Genomic DNA, 25,175 nt, shown 5'->3' on the forward strand with positions numbered 1-25,175 from the left:
AACCCGACAGGTGGGCCGGTTACGCCTTGAGTTCGGCGATGGCTTCGGCGATCCGGCGGACACCCTCGTCGATCTGGTCGACGGTCACCGCGGAGAACGCGAGCCGTACCGAGCTCTGACCGCCCTCGAGCAGGAAGTCGGTGCCCTTGACGATCGCAACGCCCTTCTTCATGCCGGCGAGGAAGAGCTTGTCCACGTCGACGTCGTCGGGCAGGTCGACCCAGAGGAAGTAGCCGCCGTCGGGCTCCGTGAAGGTGGCGCCCGGGATGTGCTTGCGCAGCGACTCCGCCAGCACCCGCGCGCGCTCGCCCAGGGCCGCGCTCACGGTCTGGACCGAGCGGTCGATGTCGCCCGAGACGCAGAACTGGTGCACGATCGCCTCGGAGACCATGCCGGGCGAGATGTAGAGGTTGGTGGCCTTCTTGGCGACCGCGTCGATGAACGCCGCCGGGCCGACCAGGTAGCCGACCCGCACGCCGGGGCAGACCGTCTTGGTGAAGCTCGACGCGTGCACGACCAGGCTGTTCGTGTCCATCGACAGCATCGAGGGCAGCGCCTCGCCACGGAACCGGATGTCGACGTACGGGTCGTCCTCGAAGATCAGGAACTCGTACTCCGCGGCCAGCTCGAGCAGGGCCCGGCGCTTCTCCAGCGAGAGCGTGATGCCCGCGGGGTTCTGGTAGTTCGGGATGATGTGGGCGAACTTGGGGCGTACGCCGGACTTCAGCAGCTCGCGCAGCTCCTCGACGTCGATGCCGTCGGACTCGAGCGTCACCTGGTGCACCTTGCCGCCGAGGTTCTGCAGGCTCAGCAAGGTGCGGTCGTAGGTGGGCTTCTCGACGATCACGTCATCGCCGGGCTTCACCAGGTGGTTGAAGAAGAAGGCATCCGCCTGCAGCGAGCCGTTCGTGACGATGACCTGGTCGGGCGTGACGCCGTGCTTGTCCGCGATCCACTTTCGCAGCGGCAGGTAGCCGACGGAGGTGCCGTAGGCCGTCATCCCGGCCGGATCGGCGTCGAAGGCCCGCGCGGCGGCGGCCTTCAGGCCGGCCACGTCGATGATGTCGAGCGACGGTGCGCCTCGTGCGAATGAGATCAGCTGCTCAGCGGTCATACCCTCAGCTTACGAGCAGGCTCTATATCATTTTTAATCGTGTCCCAGGAACCGCTACGTGTCGCTGCCGCTCTCGTCGTGGGCGCGGACAACCGTATTTTCTTCCAGAAGCGATCGGCCCAACGGAAGCTTTTCCCGAATTCCTGGGATGTCGTGGGCGGCCACCTCGAACCGGGCGAAACGGTCGCCGAGGCGCTCGCCCGGGAGATCCACGAGGAGACCGGCTGGCATCTCGCCGAGGTGCTCGCCACCGTCGGTGACTACCGATACACCGGCGAGGACGGCTTCGAGCGCTGGGAAACAGACTTTTTGGTACGCGTGGACGGCGATCTCGCACGCCCACAGCTCGAAGTGGGTAAACACACGGAGTTCCGCTGGCTCGCCGACGATGAGCTCGACGTGCTGGACGAGAGCGCCCACATCAACGACGGCATGATCCGTCAGCTCGCGGAGGACGGCTTCGCGGTCCTGCACGGTCTCGGGACGTGAGAGCACCGACTATCCTCTGCTGGCACCCCCCTCGAACTTCGGAAGGAACCACCCCATGATCGGTCTGGTACTCGCCGCCGGCGCCGGACGCAGGCTGCGTCCCTACACCGACACGCTGCCGAAGGCGCTCGTCCCCGTGGACGGGGAGACCACGATCATGGACATCTCCCTGCGCAACCTGGCCGCCGCCGGGCTGACCGACGTGACGATCGTCGTCGGCTACTGCGCGAGCGCGGTCGAGGAGCGCAAGGACGCGTTCGAGCAGAAGTACGGCGTCAAGATCACCCTGGTCTACAACGACAAGGCCGAGGAGTGGAACAACGCCTACTCGCTCTGGCTCGCGCGTGACCGTTTCGCGCAGGGCGCGCTGCTGGTGAACGGTGACACCGTGCACCCCGTCAGTGTCGAGCAGACCCTCCTCGCCAGCCGTGGCCCGGGCATTCTTCTCGCTGTTGACAATGTGAAGAAGCTTGCTGACGAGGAGATGAAAACGATCTTCTCGGAAGATGGACGGCTCACGAAGATCACGAAGATCATGGATCCCGCGGACGCGTTCGGCGAGTACATCGGCGCCACGGTCATCGAGGCTGAAGCCGCCGCCGAGCTGGCCGACTGTCTCAAGGCCACCTGGGAGAAGAACCCCGACCTGTACTACGAAGACGGCTACCAGGAATTCGCCAACCGCGGCGGCGAGATCCGCGCCGCGACGATCGGCGACATCCCCTGGGTCGAGGTGGACAACCACGACGACCTCGCCAAGGCGCGGGAAATCGCATGCCGCTACTAGCCCGTAGCGTCCAGACGCCGCTGCACATCGACGTCCGCCGGGGCGCCGTCAGCGACCTGGGCGCGATCCTCGCCGACGGCCGGATCTCCGCCGGCGGCGATGTGGCCGTGGTGGTCGGCCCAGGCCAGGGCGAGAAGATCGCGGAGCTGATCCGCCCGTCACTCAAGTCCGCCGACGTCTACACGACCGTCGGCGGCACCCTCGACGCGGCGATCGAGCTGGGCGCGAAACTGCGCTCCCGCTCGTACGACGCGGTGGTGGCGATCGGCGGCGGCAAAACGGTCGACACCGCCAAGTACGCCGCCACCCGGTACGCGCTGCCCATGGTCTCGGTCGCGACGAGCCTGGCGAACGACGGCGTCGCCTCCCCGGTCGCCAGCCTGGTCAACGACGGCATCAAGGGGTCGTACGGCGTACACATCCCGATCGCCGTCATCGTCGACCTGGACTTCGTCGAGAACGGCCCGGAACGCATCAACCGCTCCGGCATCGGCGACGTGATCAGCAACATCAGCGCGCTCGCCGACTGGGAGCTCGCCCGCGAGGTCCGCGGCGAACCGGTCGACGGCCTCGCTGCGTCCCTGGCCCGCATGGGTGCCGAAGCGGTCCTCAACATGCCCGGTGACATGACCGACGATGCGTTCGTGACGGTGCTCGCCGAAGCCCTGATCTCCAGCGGCCTCGCCATGGCGGTCTGCGGCAGCAGCCGGCCTTCCAGCGGTGGCTGCCACGAGATCATGCACGCCACGGACTCGCTTTTTCCCGACACCGCCTCGCACGGCGAACTCGCCGGCATGGGCGCACTGTTCTGCACCTTCCTCCGCGGCGACGAACGTCGCTTCGGTGAGATGTCGGACTGTCTCGCCCGCCACCAACTGCCCCGCACCCCGGCCGACGTCGGCCTGGACGTGGAGCAGTTCGTCCAGATCGTCGAGTTCGCGCCGCGCACCCGCCCGGACCGCTACACGATCCTCGAACACCTCGCGATGACCCCGGAAGAGATCCGCAGGAAGCTGGCCGACTATGTCGACGCCGTCGCCAAGCGCTGAGAATCCCCCCAACGCCACCACCGTGGCAGGCCCGCCGCCGCCTGCCTCATCCGCGCCGACGGCAGCGGACTACTACAAGGTCAACCGCGGAGGCGGCCTCTTCAGCGAGGCGATCAGCCAGCGCCTCGGCTCCCACATCGCCGTCTTCGCCCACAAATACCAACTAGCCCCCACGGTCCTCTCGGTCGCCAACCTCGGCCTGAGCTGCCTGGTGTCCTTCATCGTGGTCGCAGCGGCCGGCCCGGTCGCCGAAGGCCGCATCTGGGCCTGGCCGATCGGCCTGCTGGCGCTCCTGGGCTGGCAGTTCGCCTACGGCCTCGACTGCTCCGACGGTCAACTCGCCCGCGTCACCGGCCAAGCGAGCACCGCCGGCGGCCGCGTCGACGTCCTCTGCGACGTAGCAGCCCAGATCGCCCTGGTAGCGGCTCTGTGCGCCACGGCATCCGCGCAGGTCCCGGCCACCCCGGCCTGGCTCCTGGCAGCCTTCGCCGGCACCTGGATGGTCAACCTGGTCACCTCGGTCATGCAGGGCGGCGACCAGGCCTCCAGCATGGTGACCAGCAGCGCCCTCCCGATCCGCGTGGTCAAACTGGTCCGCGACTACGGCGCGGTGATCGCCCTGGCCGGCGCGGTCCTCACGGTTGCTCCCCAATGGACAATCTGGGTAATCGGCGCCTTCACCCTCATCAACGGCGCATTCCTGGCAGCCAGCATCGCCTTCTCCGGCCGCCAGGCCCTACGCCTCTAACCCTCTTCACCAACGGCGGCCGGTCGACCGGCCGCCGTTTTCATGTGGCAAAGTTGTCGTTGACATCATTGTTGTCGCTGCATACATTATTACTCGTGACAACATCCCCGAAACTGGCCGTCGTAACCGGAGCCTCCACCGGCTTGGGCGCCGCCACAGCGCACGAACTGGCCCGCCAGGGATTTCACGTCCTGGCAGGCGTCCGCAGGGACATCGACGGCGACGCCATCCGGACCGCAGGCGTCGAGCCGGTCATCCTCGACATCACCGAGCCCGACCAGGTGGCAGCGCTGGCTACCCGCGTCGCGGCCGACCGCCGCCCGCTGCACGCCCTCATCAACAACGCCGGCATCCAGGTCAACGGCCCGGTCGAGTCCCTCCCTCTACCGGAATGGCGCCGGGTCTTCGAGGTCAACCTGTTCGGCCACATCGCGATGACCCAGGCACTGTTGCCTGCATTACTGCGCAGCAAGGGCCGCGTGCTCAACATCAGCTCCATCGGCGGCAAGGTCGCCATGCCCACGTACGGTGCCTATGCGGGGGCGAAGTTCGCTCTTGAGGCGGTGAGCGATGCCCTTCGGCGCGAGGTGGCACCTCTGGGCGTACACGTGATCGTGATCGAACCCGGCGGCGTCCGCACCGAGATCGCCCACCGCGGGGTGGCCACGGCCAACCACCTGGCCGCGCAGATGACACCCGAGCAAGAGGGTCGCTATGGCGGCCTGGTCCACGCGATCAACACCCTGATGGAAACGGGCACGGCCTCAGGCCTGACTGCCGACGCGGCCGCCCGAATCATCGCGAAGGCGGTAACCGCCCGCAGACCCCGAACCCGGTACACGGTCGGCCGCGACGCCGCGATGCTCATCGGCCTGTCCCGCTTCCTCCCCGACCGAACCCTCGACCGAGTAAGCGCCGCCAACCTTCGCCGCCACTACCCCAAGCCCGCCGCGGCCTGACCGGAAGCAGAACTACTGAAGGCCCAGCGATCAGCTGGGCCTTTCGGTGTTTGAAGCGGAGGGCGTGGGATTCGAACCCACGGAGACGCGTAACGCCTCACCGGTTTTCAAGACCGGCGCCATCGGCCACTAGGCGAGCCCTCCCGGCTTGTGGCGGTACTCAGTCTGCCAGATGGGGTTCGGGTGTGCTGAACGGACACGGGGCCTGGCCGGCGCGCCCCCGCGTCGGCCAGGCCCCTGTCTGGGGGATGGGTGGGTGGTCAGGGGAGGACGTAGCCGGTGGTGAGGACTGCCGTCGAGGGGGATTCGCGTTCGTCGTAGCCCCGGGCGTTGCACTGGCGGCCGCCGTTGATGCAGGCCTTGACCAGGGCTTGGAGGGTGGCGGGGTCCCAGGCGTTCATGAAGTCGTAGTGGAAGGTGTAGCCGCGGCCGCTGGCGAAGTGGATGTCGGACATGTCGCCGTTGACGGGCCAGGCCATTTTGAATTCGAGCATCGGGAGGGCGACCGGGTGGTCGTCGGGGCAGACGGCGCCGATCGGGTAGTCCTTGATGATCGGGTAGGCCATGTGGCTCTGGTGGTCAGGGGTGTCCAGGTGGATGCCGTCCCAGCAGCTCGGGGCCTGGTAGCGGATGTTGAGCTGGGTGCTGGCCGTGCTGGGGCAGGTGGCGGGGATGTCGGCGTTCTTGTAGCTGTCGCCGCATTCGAAGCCTTCGACGGTGGCTTTCAGGAACGCGGCTGAGTCGGTGTTCTTGGCGTTGCCCACTACGAAGCGCAGGCCCTTGGGGAAGGGGCGGACCGAGGTGTAGTCGTTGACGCCGGTCTTGTAGTAAATGGTCTGTACGCCGACCGGGTTGACTGCCTTGTCGCCTTTGTAGAGCGTCGGCATCCAGTACGCGGACAGGTCGCCCTTCGCCAGGCACTTGGTCGCGCCGGCCGAGAGCGATGCCGGGGTGGTGTCGGCGTTGGTGGTCGTGTTGCCGATGAATGTGTGCGAGTGGGAGGCGCCGGGGAGTTTGGGGAAGACGATCGGGTCGTCCGGCAGGTTGGTGCGGCTGACGGCGCAGTTCGCCTGGAACTCGTGGAACAACTTGTGCTCGGGCACGAGGTTCGACGGCGTCACGTTCGTCACCGGGTCGGGCGCCATGACGTAGCCGTTCCCCGCGGAGACCGAGGCGGAGGCAGAGACCGGGGCGGAGGCCGGCGTGGACGCGGAGACCGAGGCGGACGCGGATCGGGACGCCGAAGCGGTGATCGCTGGAGCGACGGAGGGGGAGGCCGCGGGCCGGGCCGACGGCTTGTGGTGGCGCGGGCGGTCGGAAGCTGACGCGTACGTGAGCGACCCCGCAACCGTCACCGCCAGTGCCGCAGCGACGAAAGCTGCCGGCGCGATGATCCGTCGCCGGCTGGTGGGGCGTCTGTGCTGCATGACCGGGCTCCCTTCCAAGACTGCGACCAGTCTTGGAGTGCGCGTACCCGCAGCTCAAGGCCACTGAGAAAGGTCGGGCGGCGCGGGGTGCATCCGCTGCCTGATCGGCTCTGATCGACGAAGTTCTTGTTATGCACCCGAGCGGTAGCCGACAGTAGCTAAGCGAAACTTATATTAACTGTCTTAACAGGCTTCTGAGCTGCAGAAACATCGCTCCCGGGAGCGAGATGCCTGGTTGACACAGCATAGATGGGCATGTTTATTGTTCAGAGCCTTACCTATTACGGCCAGGCCCCCACCTTCGGCCAAGGAGTCCCCACCGTGCCCATCCCCAGAAGAACCAGAGGAACCAGAGGAACGAGAGCCCGGACCGCCCTGCTGACCGCTTCGGTTCTGGTCGGCGCCGGCACCGCGATGGTGCTCGCGCCCAGTGCCTTTGCGGCGAACGAGCAGGTGCAGGTCTATCTGACGACCACCAGTGACAGTGCCGGGCGGACCGTCACGCGTGGGCTGCAGCAGCAGACGCCGGTGAATTTCGCGGCGAGCTCGGGCAGTGCCAACCAGACGATCACCGTCAATGAGAACACCACGTACCAGCAGTTCGAGGGTGCCGGTGCGTCGTTCACGGACACCGCGGCGTGGCTCATCAATGGCAGTGGTGCGCTGAGTGCGGCCACGAAGGCTGACGTCATGAACAAGCTTTTCAGCCCCACCGCGGGCATCGGCGTCAGCGCTGTCCGGAATGTCATCGGGTCCAGTGACCTTGCGAGAAGCAGCTATTCGTACGACGGGACGTGCTGCGACCTCAACGATTTCACGCTGACCCGTGACGTGGATGTGCTGGCGCTGACGAAGCAGGCGCGGAGCCTCAATCCCCAGCTCACGCTTTTTGCCTCGCCGTGGTCCGCGCCGTCCTGGATGAAGGACAACAACTCGTACGACCAGGGTTACCTCAAGGCGGAGTACTACAAGGCTTATGCCCAGTATATCGTGAAGTACATCCAGGGGTACGAGGCTCAGGGCGTACACGTGAATTATGTGACTGAGCAGAACGAACCCGGTTGCTGTGCCGGCTATCCGTCCATGCAGTGGAGTGTTTCGGGGTTGCAGTCGTTCGCCAAGAACGACCTGCTGCCGGCGCTGCAAGCGGCCGGGCTGAGCACGAAACTGCTGGTGCACGACTGGAATTACAGCGACTACGACACATGGGGCGCGCCCCTGGTCAACGACGCGACGATCCGGAACCACCCCAATTATGGCGGCGTCGCCTGGCACGGTTACGGCGGCGATCCGAGCAAGGCTTCGACGGTACGCACTCAGTACCCCTCGATGAACCAGTACTTCACCGAGCATTCCGGTGGCACCTGGGTCGGCAATCAGCACGCCGAGGACATGAACAACCTCATCGACTACACCCGTAACTGGGCCCGTTCGTGGACCAAATGGAGCCTCGCGGTCGACCAGAACATGGGTCCGCACAACGGGGGTTGTGGCACCTGCACCGGCCTGGTGACCGTGCACAACGGGGACAGCCGCAGCGGGCAGGTCGATTACACCGTCGAGTACTACACGATGGGTCACCTGACGAAATTTGTTAGGCCGGGCGCCGTACGCGTCGATTCGACGGCCAACAGCACCGTCAAGAACGTGGCGTGGAAGAACCCCGACGGCTCCAAGGCGCTGATCGCCTACAACACCAGCGGCAGCACGCAGACCGTGAAGGTGAATTGGGGCGGCCAGTCCTTTGTGTACAGCCTGCCGACCCGTACGTCCGCGACTTTCACCTGGTCCGGCACACAGTCCGGGGGCGGTGGCACGACGGGTGGCGCGATCACCAGCAATCTCGGCACCTGCCTCGATGTGACCGGCGGCTCGACGGTGAACGGCAATCTTCCGCAGATGTGGAGCTGCACCGCCGGGCCCAATCAGAGCTGGACGGTCGGTGCGGACGGGACGGTTCGCGCGCTCGGAAAGTGCCTGGACGTCAAGGACAACGGCACGGCGGACGGCTCGGCCGTGCAGCTGTGGGACTGCGCCGGTGGCGCCAATCAGCGGTGGACTTTCAACGCCGCCCATGACCTCGTGAACGCCGGTGCCGGCAAATGCCTGGACATCGTCGGGAACAGCTCCGCGAACGGCGCCAAACTGCAGCTCTGGACCTGCACGGGCGCCGCCAACCAGAAGTGGAACGTGCCCGCATGAAACTACGGTCGAAAATCCTCGCCCTCTCCACCTCGGCCCTCGCCGTCGGAACGCTCGGCCTGCTCGGCGTGACGAATGCGATGGCCGCGACGACCGGCTCGATCTCGGGGCTCGGCGGCAAATGCCTCGACCTGACCGACGGGTCGACCACGAATGGCAACCTGCCGCAGATCTGGACGTGTGTGGCCGGTTCCTCCAACCAGACCTGGACGGCCGCGGACAACGGCTCGCTGCAGGTGAAGGGCAAGTGTCTCGACGTCGCCAACAATGCGACGACCGACGGTGCGGCGGTGCACGTCTGGGATTGCTACGACACGGTGGCGTCCCAGAAATGGCAGATCAGCAACGGCGCGATCATCAACACCGCGTCCGGCAAATGCCTCGACGTCAAGAACAACACCTCGACCGACGGCACCAAACTGCAGATCTGGACGTGTACGGGCGCCGCGAACCAGAAGTGGACAGTCGCCGGCTCAACGACGCCCCCCACGACGCCTCCTCCTACCACTGGTGGCCCGGGCGCCAAGGCCGTAGCGCCGTACTACTACACCGGCTGGGGCAACCCGCCGAACCTCACCACGGTCAAGAACGCGACCGGTGTCACCTGGTACACGATGGCGTTCATCCTCAACAGCGGCACCTGTGACCCGAAATGGGACGGCAGCCGCGCGCTTACCGGCGGCGCTGACCAGACGGCGATCAACACCATTCGCGCCAACGGCGGCGACGTCGTGATCTCGTTCGGTGGCGCGGCCGGCCCGTGGCTCGAGCACACCTGTTCCAGTGCTTCCGCGCTCGCTGCCGCGTACCAGAAGGTCATCAATGCTTATGGCTTGAAGGCAATTGACATCGACATCGAGGGCACGCCCTACAACTCTGCGACGGACCAGCAGAAAACGGTCGACGCCCTCAAGACGATCAAGGCCAACAACCCCGGGATCACGACGTACATCACGCTGGGCAGCCTGACGACCGGGCCGGACAGCTCGCTGATCAACCGGGCGGCGGCCTCGGGTCTGCAGGTCGACGGCTGGGGCATCATGACGTTCGACTGGGGCAGCACCGGCAACAACCAGGGCGCCCTGACGATCCAGGCCGCGGACGGGCTCAAGAACAAGCTCAAGACGGCGTACGGCTACAGCGACGCGGACGCGTACAAGCACGTCGGCATCTCCTCGATGAACGGGATCACCGACGAGAACGCCGTCGTGACCCTGGCCGACATGCGCACCATCACGACGTACGCGCAGCAGCACCAGATCGCCCGGCTCACGTTCTGGTCGCTGAACCGCGACCGGCAGTGCTCCGGCGCGTACCCGAACGACGACACCTGCAGCGGCGTCACGCAGTCGGCGTACGAGTTCACCAAGATCATCGGTGCCTACAAGGGCTGAGATCTCCCGATCGGAAGGCCCGCGGGTGGCGGTGGGTGCCGCCCGCGGGCCTTCTTCGTTTTCTGTCGTACGCGTGGGGCAAGCTGTTTCCATGCACGCGATCACGATCGACAAGCCCGGCGGCCCCGAAGCGCTCACGTGGACCGAGGTCCCCGACCCGTCCCCGGCCCCGGGCGAGGTGATCGTCCAGGTCACCGCCACCGCGGTCAACCGCGCAGACGTGATGCAGCGCCAAGGCTCCTACCCGCCACCGCCCGGTGCCTCGCCCTACCTGGGCCTGGAATGCTCCGGCGTGATCGCCGCGGTCGGCGCCGACGTCACCGGCCACCACATCGGCGAGCGGGTCTGCGCGCTGCTGGCCGGCGGTGGCTACGCCGAGCAGGTCGCGATCCCCGCAGGCCAGCTTCTCCCGATCCCGCAGGGGCTCTCGGTGCAGGAAGCAGCAGCGCTCCCCGAGGTTGCCTGCACGGTCTGGTCCAACGTCGTCGACATCGCCCGCCTGCGCCAGGGCCAGACCCTGCTCGTCCACGGCGGCGGCGGTGGCATCGGCACCTTCGCCGTCCAGCTCGGCAAGGCCCTCGGCGCCACGGTCATCGTGACCGCCCGCAAACAGAAACACGACCAGCTCAAAGCGCTCGGCGCCGACCTGGCCATCGACTACACCGACACCGACTTCGTCGAAGCTGTCAAAAACTTCACCAATGGCCACGGCGCCGACGTCATCCTCGACATCATCGCCGCCAGATACCTCGCCCAGAACCTCGAAGCCGTCGCCACCGACGGCCACATCGTCACCATCGGCATGCAGGGCGGCACCAAAGCCGAGCTCGACTTCCGCAAGCTGCTGACCAAACGCGCCTCGCTCTCAGCAACATCCCTGCGCCCCCGCCCGATCCCCGACAAAGCCCGCATCGTCAAGGGCGTCCACACCCAGGTCTGGCCCCTGATCAACGCCGGCACCATCCGCCCCATCATCGACCGGACCTTCCCCCTGTCCGACGCCGCCGAAGCCCACCGCCTGATGGAAGCCAGCGACCACCTAGGCAAGATCCTCCTGCTGGCGTAACCCCTCTCTGATCAGCCGGTCATCGGCGCCCCTCCCTTAGGGAAAAGTGACGACTATCTTGCCCAACGGGCTGCGCCGGGCATAGTGGATGGCCGCCTCGGTGGCCTCGTCGATGGTGTAGCGGTGGGCGATCGGCACCGTCAGTTTTCCGGCGGCGGCTGCCTGGCCCACCTCGCGCGTTCCGTGCGTGCCGTCCATGTCGAAGATGAAGTGCAGGTCGATGTCGTCACGGCCGGTCTGCGAAAGCTCCGGTGCGGGCCAGACGATCGAGACCAGGCGGCCTCCGGGGCGCAGGGCCAGGGCGGCGGTGGGGAGGCCGTCCGCGAAGAGCACCAGGTTGAGTACGACGTCGACACCCGAGGGGTACTCGTCGTAGCCGACGATCCGATCCGCTCCGCCCGCCAGGAGGAAATCAGCCGCCGCGGCCGTACGAGCGGTGGCGATAACCTTCGCGCCGGCGCCGGCCAGCAACGGGATCACCGTGGCGCCTACACCTCCGGTTGCGCCGATGACCAGCACCGACTCGCCGGGCTGCACCTTGGCGACGCTCATCAGCGCGAGGGCGGTTCCGCCGGAGATCGGCAGGACGGCGGCGAGGTCGGCAGGCACGCTCGCCGGGCGGTGGGCGATCTTCGGGGTGGCGGCTTCGAAGACCGCGTACTCGGCCAGGGTGCCGGTGCTCAGCGACGGGTTCGGCGCGTCACCGACGGCCGCCCGCAGCGAATACGGCAGCGCCTGCCCGAACACCTCATCACCCTTTTGGTACGCCGTAACGCCCGCGCCCAATGACGTGACAGTCCCGGCGAACTCGGTCCCCAGCACGTACGGGAAGTCCAAAGGAACGGGGAACAACCCCGCGACGGCCCGGATGTCGGTCGGATTGATCGGCGCCGCGGCGATCTTCACCTGGATCTGCCCCGGGCCGGGCTCGGGGACCGGCAGATCGGCGATCGTGAGCTGTTCGGGTTGTCCGTAACCGGTGGCGGCGAGTGCTTTCATGATTCCCACCGTACGAAGCGGGTGGCGCGACAGTCGATGCTCGTATGCGTCAAAAAATTGATCCTGTGCCTCACGAGCGTGGATAAGATCGCAGCATGGATCTGGTGACCGACGTCCTCGAGGTGTCCGGGGTCAGCAGCACCGTCGGCGCCCGGATCGAGGCCGGCACCGGCTGGAGCCTTGCCCTCGACGACTACCCCGGGGCGGCACTGCACGCGGTCACCGGCGGCAGCGCGTGGCTGTCCCTGCCCGGCCGCGACCCGATCGAACTGGTCACCGGCGACATCGCGCTGATCCCGACCGTCGTCCCCCACCGGCTGAGCGACGCGCCCGGCCCCACGGCAACACCGTGCACGCAGCTGCCGGCGAGCGGCGTGATCCAGGTGGGCGAACCGCCCGTACGCACTCGCATCGTCACCGTTCACTACGACTGCGATCACGAAGCCCGTACCCAGATCCTCGGCACCCTGCCCGACTTCCTGCACATGACCGCCGGTTCAGGAACGCCCGGTCTCGACGACACCGTACGCATGATCGGCCGCGAGCTCACCCACCCCCAATTCGCCACAACAGCCCTGCTCAACAGCCTCGTCGACGTGATGTTGATCCAACTCCTCCGAGCCTGGATCCCCACCCGCCCACCCGAGCTCCGCGGCACCTGGCTGGGCGCCTTCGAGGACCCGATCGTCCACCAGGCCCTTGAACACCTCCACGCGGACCCGGCCAGACCCTGGACAACCGCAGCCCTGGCCGACGCCATCGCAGTGTCCCGGGCAACCCTGTCCCGCCGCTTCCCAGCCGCCATGGGCCAGAGCCCCGGCGCCTACCTGACCCAATGGCGCATGGACCTGGCCGCCAACCGCCTCCGCAAAACCCACGACTCCATCGAAACAATCGCCGCAGCCGTCGGCTACGGCTCAGCACCCGCCTTCGTCCGAGCATTCGCCCGATCGCGGGGCAAGTCGCCCGCCCGCTACCGCCTCACCCGCGGCTGACCAGCTCAGAGGCCGGCTTTGTTGACTCCATAGACCGCCTGCGAATGCGTGTAGCCGTCCCCGGCGTCGGACTCCAACTGCTGAATCAGCCCCTTGCGGGAGAACGATGTGAATTCGAGGTAGCTCTTGGCCGACTTGGCGGCCTGCTCATTGAAGTTGATGTGCAGGGAATCCACGGCGTAGGTCGCTGCCTTCCGCGAGTAGCCGTCACCAGCATCCGAGGACAGCTGCTGGATCAGCCCCGTGCGGGAGAAGGCGGTGAATTCGAGGTAGCTCTTGGCCGCCCGCACCGCATTCTGCTGCTCAGCGGACAGCGGTTTGGAGGTCGGAGCCTTGGTCGTGGGCTTGACGGCCGGGGGTGCGGCCTTGGTGGTGGGCGTGATGGTCGGGGGCGTCGTAGTCGGTTTCACGATGGGCGCTGCTGTCGGCTGGGTGGTGGCTTCGACGACTGGCTGGATGCTCGGATCGGTGGTCGCGATCGTCGCTACGGGACTGGTGGCCGCGGCGTTCACGATGGTCTCGGCGGTGGAACCCAGCGCCGCGATCACGATGACGTTGACGATGAGGGCCACGACGCCGAGCGCGAGGCCGATGGCGGACCTGGCCTTGCTCACGACTTTGGTCAGGGCGATGGCGCTGACGACGATGGCGGCCAAGCCGAGGAGCATGCCGAGAACCGGGACCCAGGAGAGCACGAGCGCGGCGACACCGATGCTGAGCGCCCAGAGCGACAGGGCGCTTTTGACCGGCTGTTGGGCGAAAGGCGGGACCGGGGCGTAGGACGGCGGCAGGGACATGGCAGGCGTGACCTCCTCGACGCGAAGAGGCTCGACTGCCTCCCGCTACCGATCTCTGGCGGACAGGATCGGCGTTTTCATCGGTCGGAGCGGTCGTCATCTGAGCCGCGGGATGGCCGTCTTTCAGATTCGGGCGCTGCTCACTTCCTCGCCGAGTAATAGCGCGCCCACTGTCTCGGTGACCTCGGGCGACACCATGGCGTGCTGGGTGGCGACGTGGATGTCGCGGAAGTGGCGTTGCAGGGGGCTGGCGGCGTAGACGGCGTCGCCGCCGGCGGCGTTGTAGACCAGGTCGACTGCTTGGGCGGCGTTGGTGGTGGCGGTGGTGATAGCTAGGCGGAGGAGGGCTCGGCTGGCTGTGTCCGGGCCGGCTGCCGCGACGGCTTCCGATAGGTACGCGAACCCAGCGCCATGTAACGCCATAGCGTGCGCGACGGCCGTCTGTGCGGTGGGCCGGGAGGCGAGAGGCTTCCCGGTGAGCGGGTTGATTTTGGACTTCGCCAGTTCGGTGAAGTCCTCGATCGCCGCGCGGGCGATGCCGAGGGATACCGCGCCGATTCCCAGCGCGAGCAGCGACAGGGCGGGGAAGGCGTACAGGGCGCCTGATTGGGTCGGGGGTTCGGCGAGGGAGAAGGTGCGGTCATCGGGAACGAACACGTCGTCGGCTGCGAAGTCGTTGCTGCCGGTGCCGCGCAGGCCGGAGACGTGCCAGGTGTCGTGGAAGGTGAGGGACGATGGTTCCATGATGAACAGGCGCGGGCCTGCCGGGGTGAGCGCACCGCCGACCAGCCAGGTTGCGTGGCGGCTGGCGCTGGCGAAGGCCCAGCGGCCGGTGACCCGGTGGCCGCCTTCGACGGGGGTGGCGCGGCCGGTCGGGGCGGCGACTCCGGCGATCAGGAAGCGCGGATCATCCAGCATGGACCGGGCGGTCGCCGGCGGGAGGTGGCCGAGCGCCATTCCGGTGGCGGCGGCGATCATCGCGGTCCAGCCGGTGGAACCGTCAGCGCGGCCCAGCTCCTCGAAGATGCGGATCAGGATGACCGGGTCCGCCTCGAGGCCGCCGCAGTCCGCCGGGGCGGCCAGCCGGAAGACGCGCAGGGCCGCGAGCTGGTCGATGAGCGATGCCGGGATCTCGCGGTCCTGCTCGATCTGCGGCGCGAGTTTCCGGATCGTCGGCGCGAGCGTCCGGAGATCGTCAAGAAGTGACAGCGGCATAACGCTGAGTATTGCGGATGACTGACCGGTGGGGGTCGAGCATCATGAACCCAATCGGGCGGAAACCCCCAGGCGGAGGGCGACAGCGTCGAGGATCTCGGCGTCGGGCGGGAGCGGAATGCCCTGCTGGGCCGAGAGCTGCCGTAGCGAGGTCATAGCGACATCGTCGAGGCTGCAGGCCACGAAAGTGTCGAAAACCGACAGGTCCGGGTCGATGTTGAGGGCGAACCCGTGGCTGGTCACGCCGCCGCGGATGCGCATGCCGATCGAGACGAGCTTGCGGCCGTCCGGCGTCCACACGCCGACCAGGCTGGGTGATCCCTTCGGCGTGTCGCGGCGTACCGCTGGGAAACCAAGATCGGCGAGTGCGGCGATCAGGCCGTTCTCCAGCCACCGGACGATGTCACCAGGGCCCCGTTTGTGCAGGTCAAGAACCAGATATCCGATCAGCTGCCCGGGGCCGTGGTAGGTCGCGTGGCCGCCGCGGTCAGCCTGCACGGCCGGGATGTCCGACAACGATCCGGGCAGGTCGGCGACGGGCGTGGTGTGACCGTACGTGATGACGGGGGGATGGCTGAGCAGGAAGAGGCGATCGGGCGCGGTGCCAGCCTGCCGCTCCGCGACCCAGCCGGCCATGCTGCGCATGGCATCGTCGTACGGCACTTCCCCGAGGTCGACGCGTTGCATCACCCCAGTCTGCTCCGCCTCAGCAGGTAAGCGTGCTCAGCCTCGTTCCCCGTGGCCGCCGCTGCCCGTTCGAACTCGGAGGTCGCCTCCTGCTTGCGGCTGAGTGCGGATAGCAGCTCGGCGCGCACCGTGTGGAACACGTAGTAGCCGTCGAGCGGCAGGCTGTCGACGATCTCCAGTGCGGGGGCGGGACCGTGTACCTCCGCCAGTGCGACCGCTCGGTTCAAGGCGACCACCGCCGTCGGCGTCAGGGCCATGAGCTGGTCATACAGCGTCAGGATCGCGGCCCAGTCGGTGGCCGGGGCGGTCGGCGCGATGCTGTGGACCGCATTGACAGCCGCCTGGATCTGGTACGCGCCGGGCCGCGAAAGTTGCACGCAGGTGCGCACAATCGCCTGACCCTCCTCGAGAAGCGCTCTGTCCCACATGGACCGATTCTGGTCACCGAGCCGGATCAGCGCACCATCCACTGTGGTTCGCGCGGGCCGGCGAGCGGCGATCAGCAGCATCAGCGCGAGCAGTCCCTGCGCCTCCGGTTCGGCGGGCATCAGGCCGACGAGCATCCTGGCGAGCCTGATGGCTTCCGTGCACAGATCGTCACGGGTCAGGGCCGGGCCGCTGCTGACGGCGTACCCCTCATTGAAGATCAGGTAGAGGACGGCCAGGACCGGTTGCAGCCGTTGCGTCAGCTCGTCGTCGCCGGGTACGCGATAGGGGATGCCCGCGTCCCGGATCTTCGCCTTCGCCCGGACGATCCGCTGGGCCATCGTCGGTTCCGGCACCAGGAAGGCGGCTGCGATCGCCGGGGTGCTCAGCCCGCCGAGCAGCCGCAGGGTGAGCGCGACCCGCGCCTCCTGCCGCAGCGCCGGATGGCAGCACGTGAAGATCAGTCGCAGCAGGTCCTCGTGGTCGCTCGGGGGCTCGTCACCACGTATCCGCACGGCCTCCGCCTCCTTCTCGCCACGCACGGCTTCGCGCCGGAGGCGGTCGACTGCCCGGTTCCGTGCGGTGGTGATGATCCAGCCGGCCGGGCTCGGTGGCAGTCCGTCCTGCGGCCAGCGCTCGGCTGCCACGGTGAACGCGTCCTGCACCGCCTCCTCGGCGAGGTCGAGGTCGCCGAGGTAGCGGGTCAGGACGGCCACCGCGCGGCCGTACTCCGCGCGATGGACGTCGCCGATGGGGTCGGTCACTGCTGGAAGGGCCGGACTTCGATCGGGAGCGTGGTCACCGCGGCCATCCGCTCGCCCCACTTCAGCGCGGCGTCCAGGTCGGGTGCCTGGATCACCGTGAAACCGCCCAGGTGTTCCTTGCCCTCGGTGAACGGACCGTCGGTGACCAGGGCGCCGGTGGCGCCCGAGCGCACGACGGTGGCGGTGTCGGGCGGGCACAAACCGGCGCTGAAAACGAAGGCTCCGGCGTCCTGCAAATCCTTGGTCAGGGCCGCCAGGCCACGCATGATCGGCTCGAGAACAGCGGCTTCCGGGGCCGGTCCGTCGGGCTGGTAGATGCTCAGCAGGTATGTCTTCATCGCAGGCTCCTCAATAGTTTCTCCGATGTCCAGTACACGAACGGGCGTCACTCGTTTCGACTCCTGGCCGGGATCATTTTTTCTGTTCCGCCTTTAGTCGACCCGTTTGTGTGTTGGCATGGTCGACGGAATTACCAAATGCCCGGGTTCCCATTGTCGCTGCTCAACGGGTGACAACCGGCGTGGCTGCAGGTCCGGTCGCGTACGAATGGGATTCGCGTGAGTGCCCCGGGCCGAGTTCGGAGGCTTCGCTGTCCCGTCCGTCCACCGGCCGTGTATTGGCCGCCGGCGCTCTCGCGCTGGCCGTCAGCACCCCGGCACTCGAACCCGTTGATGTCGCCGCGGAAATGCACAATTCCCCCATCGCTGCGACCGCCGCAGCCGCAACGTCACCGGCCCTGGAAAGCCGGCTTCTGGAGAAGCGGACGGCCTCACGAGCCGCGGTCCGGCGTTCGGCTGCCCGTCCTGCCGCGACCGCGCTGCGTGCGGCGCACCGACAAGTTCGCGCCGTACGCCGGGAGCAGTCCCGCCGCGCCGCAGCCGAACGTGCCGCCGCGCAGCGCCGCGCCCTCAACGCCCGTAAAGCCGCCGCTCAGCGCAGGGCTGTGGCCAAGCGCCGCGCCGTGGCAAAGCGCGAGGTGGCCCGCCGGGCACCCGCACGCAAGTTCGCGGCACAAAGAGCCCATCGAACCGTCCGGCAGCGGGCCAAGCGCGCGGCGAACCGTCGTACCCCGGCCGGAATGGGAGCCGTCCTGGCTTTTGCCCGGGCGCAGGTCGGGAAGCGTTATGCGAGCGGCGGTGAGGGCCCGAATTCGTACGACTGCTCGGGATTCACCAAGAGCGCGTACGCCCGTGCCGGTCTGCGGCTCCCGCATTCCTCGGGTGGGCAGGCGGCTCGCGCGCACACCGTTTCCCGAGCGGCGGCGCGCCCCGGCGACCTCGTTGTCGGCAGTGGGCACGTGGGGGTCTACATGGGCGGCGGAATGATGATCGACGCCGGGAACTCGCGTACCGGGGTGGTGTATCGCAGGCTCTACAACGGGTTGCACATCGAGCGTTTCTGATCTCTGTGACAATCGTCGCCATGATTGCAGAGCATTGGCCGATGTTCGGGCTGCGGCTGCGTACGCCGCGGCTCGAACTTCGCCAACCCGACCTTGACGATCTCGCCGAGCTGGCGTCGCAGGCGGCCGGGGGCGTGCACGATCCGGCGTTCATGCCGTTCGTCACGCCCTGGACCGACGCGGAGCCCGGGGAGCGCGCCCGCGCCACGATCAAGTGGCACTGGCAGGTGCTCTCCCGCTGGACACCCGAGCACTGGGCGCTGCCGATGGTGGCGGTCGCCGACGGCCGGGTGATCGGGACGCAGGAGATCGCCGCGAAGAACTTCGCGATCCTGCGGGAGGTGGAGACCGGGTCCTGGCTGGGCCTGGCGCATCAGGGGAAGGGGTACGGCACCGAGATGCGCGCCGCGGTGCTGGCGCTCGCGTTCGCCGGGCTGGGCGCCGAACACGCGACCACCGAGGCGTTCGCCACGAACCACGCGTCCTACCGGGTCTCTGCGAAGCTCGGCTATCAAGAGAACGGGACACAACGCCATGTTGTACGCGGTGAGCCCGTAATCGGCCGCCGCATGGTTCTCGACCGTGCCGGGTGGGACTCCGCGCGTACGGTCGAAGTCGAGATCTCCGGTCTTGAGCCCTGCCTTGCGATGTTCGGCCTGTCTTCTTGAATCGAGCGGGCCGCAGCCGATGAACGGGGCATGAGGAAGGCGTCCGACGCGGGCTTCACCTTGGTCGACGTCATCGTGTCGAGCACCGTGATGATGGTTGTGCTGACCATCTTCACGACCAGCATCCTGTCGATGTACCGGTCGGCCAACTCGATCGAGAGGAAGTCCGTCGCGCAGTCGCAGCTCGGGATCGCCCTGCAGCGACTGGACCGGGAAGTCCGGTATGCGCGGGGCATCAGCACCACCCCGGCGACCGGCGCGACGACGATCGACTTCCTCAGCGTGCAGAACCTCAAGGACGAATGCGTCCAGCTGCGCGTCCAGGCCGGGGTGCTCTCCCAGCGCACCTGGGCGTACGGGGAATCGCCGATCCGCCCCACCGCCTGGCAGCCGCTGGCTTCGGGGATCGTCTCTACGGCGCCGTTCACCTACGTAGGCCCCACCGAGCGGCTCGGCTACCAGCAGCTCGCCATCGACCTCAAAACGGACGCCGATCAGGAACAGGCCACCTTCACCGCGCTGAACACCAGCCGTAACAGCGGCAACGACTACTGCGCGGCAGGTCGCTAAGGCTTTGGGAGCGTGAGCCGGACGGTGGTGCCCAGGCCGGGCTCGCTGTCCAGGTGGATGCTGCCGTGGTGCGCGTCGATGATCGAGCGGACGATCGCCAGCCCGAGCCCCGGTCCCGGTGCGGCCATGGTGTCCGCGGCGGCGCTGCGGAAGAAGCGGTCGAAGACGTGCGGGAGTTCACCGGGTGGGATGCCGACCCCGGTGTCCGTGATGATCAGCTCCGGTTCGCCGCCGATGGAGCTGGTCACAGAGATCTCGCCGCCGGGCGCCGTGAACTTGATGGCGTTGACGATCAGGTGGTTGAGCGCCTGCTGCAGCCGCCGCGCATCGCCGCGGGCGGGCAGCGGGCTCGCCGTGCGGTCGCGCAGCTTGACCTCGCGGTGCTCGGCCAGCGGGCGGCACGACGAGGTGACCTGGTGGACGAGTTCGGCCAGGTCGACCTCGTTCAGGTCCAGCGCTAGGCCGTCGTCGCTGAGCCGCGCCACGGTGAGCAGATCGTCGATGAGGCGCAGCAGCCGATCCGAGTTGCGCTGCATCACCGCGAGGAAACGCTGCGAGGTCTCCGCGTCGAAATCGTCCTCGAGCAGCATCTCCAGGTAACCCCGGATCGAGGAGAGTGGCGTACGCAGCTCGTGGCTCACGTTCGCCAGGAACGAGTCCTTCATCCGGTCGAGCTGGCGCAGCCGGTCCGCGATGTTGCCGGCGTGCTTCGCATAGCGGCGCAGCTCCAGCTGGACCGAGGCGTGCCGGGCCAGGCTGCGCAGGGCACGGCGTTGCTCGGCGGTCAGCTCCCGGGGCTCGTGGTCGATCACGCAGACCGTGCCGACCGAGTGGGTTCCGTCGAGCACGACCGGGGCGCCCGCGTAGAAGCGGAAGTCGAGATCCCCGGTCACCAGCGGGTTCTCGCTGAACCGGGGATCGATCCTGGCATCAGGGACCTCGAGCACCTCGTGGCCGCCGAGCGCGTGGGCGCAGAACGAGATGTCGCGGTGGGTCTCGTCGAGATCGAGCCCGACCTTGGCCTTGAACCACTGCCGGTCCTCGTCGACGAGGCTGACCAGGCCCATCGGGGTGCCACAGATCTCCGCCGCGAGCAGCGCGATGTCGTCGAAGTCCTCTTCCGGGAGGGTGTCGAGCACTTCCGCGTCATGCAGCACCGCGAGACGGGCGATCTCGTCCTCGGGCAGCGGCGCTTTCACGGTCCGATCGTCTCACCGGGTCCGTGCCCATCGGGCCGGTTTCGCCCGGTACGGCAGTCGGCACCCGCCCTGGGGCGGGTGCCGACTTGCTGGCCGTAACCCGCGAAGCGGGCGGACCGATCCCACCGAGCGCAGGGATCTCAGCCACACGCACCCGGTCGGATGTCTGACTCAACTATTGCCCCGCGCAAGCCCTGGCACCCGCACCGGCTGTGCGTTTCCTCCGAAGACGTGTTCCAGCCGAAAGCTGTGCGACACCTCACGTGGTTACGGTCGGAATTCTCAGGGCAAGCTCTACTGGGAGCAAAGCACGTGATGAAGGGACAAAACAGCCATGAGCTTGGAACGGCCCGAAGCCCCCGATCCGTACGACATTCTGCCGCCCGTGCCTTCGTTCACGGTGACCAGCACGGATGTGACCGACGGCCAGCGTCTCGACGAGTTGTACACGCACACCAGCGCCGGCGGTAAGAATCTCTCCCCGCAGCTCGCCTGGTCCGGCTTTCCCGCCGCGACCCGGGGCTTCGTGGTGACCTGCTTCGACCCGGACGCCCCGACCGGCAGTGGCTTCTGGCACTGGGTCGTGGTGAACCTGCCGGTCTCGGTGACCGAGCTCCCCCGCGGCGTGGACCCGCTGCCGGAGGGCGCCTTCACCATCCGCACCGACTTCGGTGAGAACGGCTACGGCGGCGCCGCCCCGCCGCCCGGGGACCGCCCCCACCGGTACGTCTTCGCGGTGCACGCCCTCGACGTCGACCGTCTGGAGGTGGGCGAGGACGCGACGCCCGCGTACGTCGGGTTCAACCTGGCGTTCCACACCCTGGCCCGCGCGACCATCCGGCCGGTCTACCAGAACAAGTCCTGAAGAACCGCACACACGACAAAGCCCGCCGGTCTCCTCGGCGGGCTCGGGACGGATCTGGCGGGTACGGCGGCCTGCGACGGGCCCAGCTTCCGTCTCGCAAGTGGCACAGAGGTGTGGATACCGGTGTTGTATCCGCGCCTCTGTGCCACTTGCGAGACGAAACCTGGACCTCGTCTCGGCTCGCCGTACCCGCCAGATCCGTCCCGGTGCTGTCGGCTCGTGCCGGGCTTACGGAAACGCGCCGATCGGCGCGCCCTGCCTGCAATACGAAGCCCGCCAGGTCACCCGGCGGGCTTCGTTTCCTACTGTGTTACCCCTCGCGAGTCACCGGCTGAACCGGTCGCTCGCTCCCCTCGCGGTGGCCGGCAGAGCCGGCTACGCGTCTGTTGTCAGCCCGGGACCTTCGCGACGACGAAGACCGACTGGCCGAACGGCGGGCGCACGATGCTCTCGGCGGCCTTGGTCACCGGCAGGACGAGGCTGTCGTAGACCTTGATCATCGGGCCCTCTTTCGGGGCCAGCTTGAAGATGCTCGTCGCGCTGTAGTAGCCGATGAGGCCCAGTGCGTTCGCGTAGTGCAGCTTCTCGATGGTCAGGCCCGCCTCGGTCATGGCGGCGCGCATCGTCTTCTTGGTGTAGCGGCGGATGTGCCCGGTCGCGATGTCGACGTGGCTCATGGCGAACATGAACGCGGGGACGATCAGGATGACCCGGCCACCCGGGCGCACCAGCTCGGCCATGCTGCGCAGCGCCCCGACGTGATCCTCGATGTGCTCGAGGACGTTGTAGGACACGGCCGCGCTGTATTCGCCGGCAGCGTCCGGCGCCGGGAGCAGCATCTGCCGCACATCGATGTTCGTGTGATCGGCCAGGCGCTCCTTGAGCTGCACGAGCCGATCCGGGTCCGCCTCGGTGGCGGTGAAGTGCGGGACGTGATCTGCCCAGGCCAAGGCGTAGTCACCGAGACCGGAGCCGATCTCGATCGGGTTGTCTCCCAGGTACGGGAGGGCCAGCTCGACGAACCACTGGCGGTGGTTCACGGCCGTTGCGAGGCCTTCGAGCACTTCGGACTGGACCCTCTGGTCTCCAGTGATGTCTGCCATAAGTTGAGTTCCCTCGTCTTGCCGATCCGAGCTGACAGCGGGACCGGAAGAGTTAACCATCCGGCGCACGCAACCGAAAGTTGAGCGGCGGGTACCCGCTCATTTTTTTCCTGATTGAGACATTGGCCCCTGGGTACCCAGTCCCGTTACCCATCATGCACGACGCGCGTCAAGCGAAGGTAAAACGTGCGTACATATCGGGTCGATCACGCCTAGCCCGGCCGTCACTGCTCCGTTACCTGCCTCGGTTAGGCTCGCCGATGCTATGACGATTACGGGTATTGACTCGACAGGCCAGTCGCCGGGCGGGAACCTTCTGCCTCCGGAACGGACTGCCGCCGCCGATGACCTGGATGCCGAGCTGCTGGCGTTCGAAAGCGATGTAGCCGCGGCGCCCATCTCTGTCATACCCGTGGGCATACCCGCTGATGAGGCGGTTGCCGAGGAGTTCGGGGAGCCGGCACCACGGCCGCGCTGGTGGCGTTCTCTCACCTGGCGAGACGCTCTCGCGATTACCACCTTCATTGCGGTAGCGCTCTTCATCACGGCTCCGTTGTGGCTCAATCTTGATCATGAGTTGCGCGATGATCCGCAGGACCAAGCATTTTTTGAGTGGATGCTGGCGCACGGTGCGCGCGTGCTCACTGATGGCGCTTATCCGTTCTTCTCGGATCGCATGAATTACCCCGATGGGGTGAACATGATGGCCAACACCTCGGTGCTGGCCGTTTCGCTGCCGATGACGCCCATCACTGTCCTCTTCGGGCCGCATGTGGCGTTCAACGCCTTTCTCACTTTGGCGTTGTCGTTCACCGGTATCTCATGGTATTTGGTTCTCTCGCGTCAGTTCGTCTCGTCACGGCTGGCCGCCTGGGTCGGTGCGCTGTTCGCGACGTTCGCGCCGAGCATGATTTCGCACGCCGGTGGCCACCCGAACATCGTTTCCCAGTTCCTCGTGCCGCTGATCATCTGGCGTGTGCTCGAGCTGCGCCGTGCCGGTCGCGCCGTGCGCAACGGGCTGATCCTCGCGGGCCTGCTCGTCTGGCAGGCGTTCATCAACCTCGAGATCCTCTTCATGACCGCCGTTGGCCTGGGCATCTTCTGTGCGGTGCTGGCCATCAGCAGGCGGCGCCGCGAGCCCGGTGAGATCAAGGCGTTCCTGCGCGGGCTCGGTGTCGCCGCGTCCGTCGCGCTCACGCTGCTGGCCTATCCGCTCTACGTGCAGTTCTTCGGGCCGCAGAGCTATCACGGGCTTCCCGAGTTCGTCCGGTACTTCGGGGCGGACCTCGGCGCCTTCACTGCGTACGCCCAGCGCTCGATCGCCGGAAACAGTGTGACCGCGAGTCGCCTCGCCCAGAATGCCGCCGAGGAGAATGCGTTCTTCGGTTGGGGATTGGTCATTCTGTTCTTCGGCCTGGTGGTGTGGATGCGCCGCAGTGTGGCCGTCGTCGCGCTGGCCTGCATTGCGTTGTTCTTCGGCGCGATGTCGCTCGGCCCGACCATCCGGGTCAACGGCGTCGACACCGGCGTCGCGGGCATCTGGTCGATGCTGCACAGCGTCCCGGTGCTCAACTCGGCCGTTCCCACCCGCTGGGCCCTAGCGATAGCGCCGATGATCGCGATCGTGCTGGCGCTCGGCTGCCAGAAGGCCTCCGAGCTGATGAAGGCGCAGCCGTCGGCGCGTGGCCCGGTCAGAGTGGCGATGGTCACTGCGGTGGCAATGGCGCTCGTGCCGCTCGCGCCGACCCCTCTGCCGACTGTGCAGATGGACCCTGTGCCCGACTTCGTCACTTCAGGCGCCTGGCGGCAATACGCCGACGAGAACCACACTGTGGTCACGCTGCCGCTGCCGGACAGCTCCTACCCTGATCCGATGCGCTGGAGTGCGTATACCGGGCAGGACATGCGGATCGCCAGTGCGTACGCGCTGCTGCCCAACCAGAACCCGCTCGACCCGACCGACAAGTCCGCGCTCTTCGCGCCGCCGTGGCGGCCGACGTCCGGCCTGATGACGTCGATCAAGCAGGGCAACCCGACGCCGGAGATCACCGACACCCGGCGCGAGATGACCCTCGCGGACCTGCGCTACTGGAAGGCCGGCGTCGTCGTGCTCACCCCGCAGGTGCGTGACATCGAGATGCTGCGGGCGATGACCGACCTTCTCGGCTTCCAACCGACCTGGACCGGCGGCGCGTGGATCTGGGATGTGCGCAACCTGGTCGACGACCCGTCGGCGACGCTGAAATAGCT

24 protein-coding genes and 1 tRNA gene are annotated in these 25,175 nt (G+C 67.3%); 14 read left to right on the top strand and 11 right to left on the bottom strand.

The annotated features are described in order from the left end of the window. Nucleotides 1-19: 19 nt before the first annotated feature. The gene (locus Ahu01nite_RS16455) at nt 20-1,114 is read right to left on the bottom strand and encodes an aminotransferase-like domain-containing protein (RefSeq protein ID WP_203837399.1); all 1,095 of its coding nucleotides are present in this window, start codon (nt 1,112-1,114) and stop codon (nt 20-22) included. Between the two features lie 39 nt (nt 1,115-1,153). Between Ahu01nite_RS16455 and Ahu01nite_RS16460 the strand changes: the two genes are divergently transcribed. From Ahu01nite_RS16460 to Ahu01nite_RS16480, 5 genes are all read left to right on the top strand, one after another. Then, the gene (locus Ahu01nite_RS16460; protein WP_203837400.1) at nt 1,154-1,603 is read left to right on the top strand and encodes an NUDIX hydrolase; all 450 of its coding nucleotides are present in this window, start codon (nt 1,154-1,156) and stop codon (nt 1,601-1,603) included. 55 nt (nt 1,604-1,658) lie between these two features. After that, entirely contained in the window at nt 1,659-2,390 is a 732-nt protein-coding gene (locus Ahu01nite_RS16465; RefSeq protein WP_203837401.1) for a phosphocholine cytidylyltransferase family protein, read from the top strand. Then, entirely contained in the window at nt 2,378-3,439 is a 1,062-nt protein-coding gene (locus Ahu01nite_RS16470) for an iron-containing alcohol dehydrogenase family protein (RefSeq protein ID WP_203837402.1), read from the top strand. Before Ahu01nite_RS16465 ends, Ahu01nite_RS16470 begins: the two co-directional genes overlap by 13 nt. Continuing rightward, a complete protein-coding gene (locus tag Ahu01nite_RS16475; protein WP_203837403.1) occupies nt 3,414-4,187 on the top strand; it encodes a CDP-alcohol phosphatidyltransferase family protein in 774 nt (257 codons plus the stop codon). The genes Ahu01nite_RS16470 and Ahu01nite_RS16475 overlap by 26 nt, the downstream gene beginning before the upstream one ends. A 95-nt stretch (nt 4,188-4,282) precedes the next feature. Then, nucleotides 4,283-5,146 (top strand): SDR family oxidoreductase, encoded by an 864-nt coding sequence (locus Ahu01nite_RS16480; RefSeq protein WP_203837404.1) that lies wholly within the window; start codon nt 4,283-4,285, stop codon nt 5,144-5,146. Nucleotides 5,147-5,202: 56 nt separating this feature from the next. Here the strand turns inward: Ahu01nite_RS16480 and Ahu01nite_RS16485 are convergent. Further along, nucleotides 5,203-5,290: transfer RNA gene (locus Ahu01nite_RS16485), tRNA-Ser, on the bottom strand. Nucleotides 5,291-5,406: 116 nt separating this feature from the next. Next, the gene (locus Ahu01nite_RS16490) at nt 5,407-6,573 is read right to left on the bottom strand and encodes a DUF1996 domain-containing protein (protein ID WP_203837405.1); all 1,167 of its coding nucleotides are present in this window, start codon (nt 6,571-6,573) and stop codon (nt 5,407-5,409) included. Between the two features lie 321 nt (nt 6,574-6,894). Here Ahu01nite_RS16490 and Ahu01nite_RS16495 point away from each other — a divergent pair, with 321 nt between their 5' ends. The 3 genes from Ahu01nite_RS16495 to Ahu01nite_RS16505 all read left to right on the top strand — a co-directional run bounded on the left by Ahu01nite_RS16495 (nt 6,895) and on the right by Ahu01nite_RS16505 (nt 11,235). Further along, nucleotides 6,895-8,775 carry an RICIN domain-containing protein gene (locus tag Ahu01nite_RS16495; protein WP_239158895.1) on the top strand — a complete coding sequence of 627 codons (1,881 nt, stop codon included), beginning with the start codon at nt 6,895-6,897 and terminating at the stop codon, nt 8,773-8,775. After that, nucleotides 8,772-10,169: a ricin-type beta-trefoil lectin domain protein gene (locus tag Ahu01nite_RS16500; protein ID WP_203837406.1), complete on the top strand. Its 1,398-nt coding sequence runs from the start codon at nt 8,772-8,774 to the stop codon at nt 10,167-10,169. The genes Ahu01nite_RS16495 and Ahu01nite_RS16500 overlap by 4 nt, the downstream gene beginning before the upstream one ends. A 91-nt stretch (nt 10,170-10,260) precedes the next feature. Next, on the top strand, nt 10,261-11,235 hold the full coding sequence (locus Ahu01nite_RS16505) for an NAD(P)H-quinone oxidoreductase (protein WP_203837407.1): 975 nt from the start codon (nt 10,261-10,263) through the stop codon (nt 11,233-11,235). 36 nt (nt 11,236-11,271) lie between these two features. On the opposite strand, the gene Ahu01nite_RS16510 is transcribed toward Ahu01nite_RS16505, so the two are convergent. Further along, entirely contained in the window at nt 11,272-12,234 is a 963-nt protein-coding gene (locus Ahu01nite_RS16510; RefSeq protein ID WP_203837408.1) for a quinone oxidoreductase family protein, read from the bottom strand. A gap of 95 nt (nt 12,235-12,329) precedes the next feature. Between Ahu01nite_RS16510 and Ahu01nite_RS16515 the strand changes: the two genes are divergently transcribed. Then, entirely contained in the window at nt 12,330-13,229 is a 900-nt protein-coding gene (locus tag Ahu01nite_RS16515) for an AraC family transcriptional regulator (RefSeq protein ID WP_203837409.1), read from the top strand. A 5-nt stretch (nt 13,230-13,234) separates the two neighbouring features. On the opposite strand, the gene Ahu01nite_RS16520 is transcribed toward Ahu01nite_RS16515, so the two are convergent. From Ahu01nite_RS16520 to Ahu01nite_RS16540, 5 genes are all read right to left on the bottom strand, one after another. After that, the gene (locus Ahu01nite_RS16520) at nt 13,235-14,026 is read right to left on the bottom strand and encodes an Ltp family lipoprotein (protein ID WP_203837410.1); all 792 of its coding nucleotides are present in this window, start codon (nt 14,024-14,026) and stop codon (nt 13,235-13,237) included. Nucleotides 14,027-14,149: 123 nt separating this feature from the next. Then, on the bottom strand, nt 14,150-15,241 hold the full coding sequence (locus Ahu01nite_RS16525; protein ID WP_203837411.1) for an acyl-CoA dehydrogenase family protein: 1,092 nt from the start codon (nt 15,239-15,241) through the stop codon (nt 14,150-14,152). A 42-nt stretch (nt 15,242-15,283) separates the two neighbouring features. Continuing rightward, nucleotides 15,284-15,928 (bottom strand): lipoyl(octanoyl) transferase LipB, encoded by a 645-nt coding sequence (gene lipB / locus Ahu01nite_RS16530; RefSeq protein ID WP_203837412.1) that lies wholly within the window; start codon nt 15,926-15,928, stop codon nt 15,284-15,286. After that, the gene (locus Ahu01nite_RS16535) at nt 15,928-17,118 is read right to left on the bottom strand and encodes an RNA polymerase sigma factor (RefSeq protein WP_203837413.1); all 1,191 of its coding nucleotides are present in this window, start codon (nt 17,116-17,118) and stop codon (nt 15,928-15,930) included. Before Ahu01nite_RS16535 ends, lipB begins: the two co-directional genes overlap by 1 nt. Further along, nucleotides 17,115-17,456, bottom strand: coding sequence for a YciI family protein (locus Ahu01nite_RS16540; protein ID WP_203837414.1), 342 nt, complete (start codon nt 17,454-17,456; stop codon nt 17,115-17,117). The genes Ahu01nite_RS16535 and Ahu01nite_RS16540 overlap by 4 nt, the downstream gene beginning before the upstream one ends. Nucleotides 17,457-17,638: 182 nt before the next feature. Here Ahu01nite_RS16540 and Ahu01nite_RS50405 point away from each other — a divergent pair, with 182 nt between their 5' ends. From Ahu01nite_RS50405 to Ahu01nite_RS16555, 3 genes are read left to right on the top strand one after another with little or no spacing between them, the layout of a single operon-like run. After that, nucleotides 17,639-18,520 (top strand): C40 family peptidase, encoded by an 882-nt coding sequence (locus tag Ahu01nite_RS50405; RefSeq protein ID WP_239158896.1) that lies wholly within the window; start codon nt 17,639-17,641, stop codon nt 18,518-18,520. 20 nt (nt 18,521-18,540) lie between these two features. Next, nucleotides 18,541-19,188 (top strand): GNAT family N-acetyltransferase, encoded by a 648-nt coding sequence (locus tag Ahu01nite_RS16550; protein WP_203837415.1) that lies wholly within the window; start codon nt 18,541-18,543, stop codon nt 19,186-19,188. 30 nt (nt 19,189-19,218) lie between these two features. Next, nucleotides 19,219-19,758 (top strand): PilW family protein, encoded by a 540-nt coding sequence (locus Ahu01nite_RS16555; protein WP_203837416.1) that lies wholly within the window; start codon nt 19,219-19,221, stop codon nt 19,756-19,758. Here the strand turns inward: Ahu01nite_RS16555 and Ahu01nite_RS16560 are convergent. Then, nucleotides 19,755-20,957 carry a GAF domain-containing sensor histidine kinase gene (locus Ahu01nite_RS16560; protein WP_203837417.1) on the bottom strand — a complete coding sequence of 401 codons (1,203 nt, stop codon included), beginning with the start codon at nt 20,955-20,957 and terminating at the stop codon, nt 19,755-19,757. The two genes, Ahu01nite_RS16555 and Ahu01nite_RS16560, sit on opposite strands and share 4 nt — an antisense overlap. Nucleotides 20,958-21,291: 334 nt before the next feature. On the opposite strand from Ahu01nite_RS16560, the gene Ahu01nite_RS16565 reads away from it, so the two are divergent. Beyond that, complete coding sequence (locus tag Ahu01nite_RS16565) at nt 21,292-21,822, top strand: YbhB/YbcL family Raf kinase inhibitor-like protein (RefSeq protein WP_203837418.1); 531 nt, start codon at nt 21,292-21,294, stop codon at nt 21,820-21,822. 389 nt (nt 21,823-22,211) lie between these two features. Here Ahu01nite_RS16565 and Ahu01nite_RS16570 read toward each other — a convergent pair whose 3' ends face one another. Then, nucleotides 22,212-22,925, bottom strand: coding sequence for a class I SAM-dependent methyltransferase (locus tag Ahu01nite_RS16570; RefSeq protein WP_203837419.1), 714 nt, complete (start codon nt 22,923-22,925; stop codon nt 22,212-22,214). A gap of 265 nt (nt 22,926-23,190) precedes the next feature. Here Ahu01nite_RS16570 and Ahu01nite_RS16575 point away from each other — a divergent pair, with 265 nt between their 5' ends. Next, complete coding sequence (locus tag Ahu01nite_RS16575; protein ID WP_203837420.1) at nt 23,191-25,173, top strand: DUF6311 domain-containing protein; 1,983 nt, start codon at nt 23,191-23,193, stop codon at nt 25,171-25,173. Nucleotides 25,174-25,175: the final 2 nt, after the last annotated feature.

This window comes from Winogradskya humida (assembly GCF_016862215.1).
Classification (GTDB): Bacteria; Actinomycetota; Actinomycetes; order Mycobacteriales; family Micromonosporaceae; genus Actinoplanes; species Actinoplanes humidus.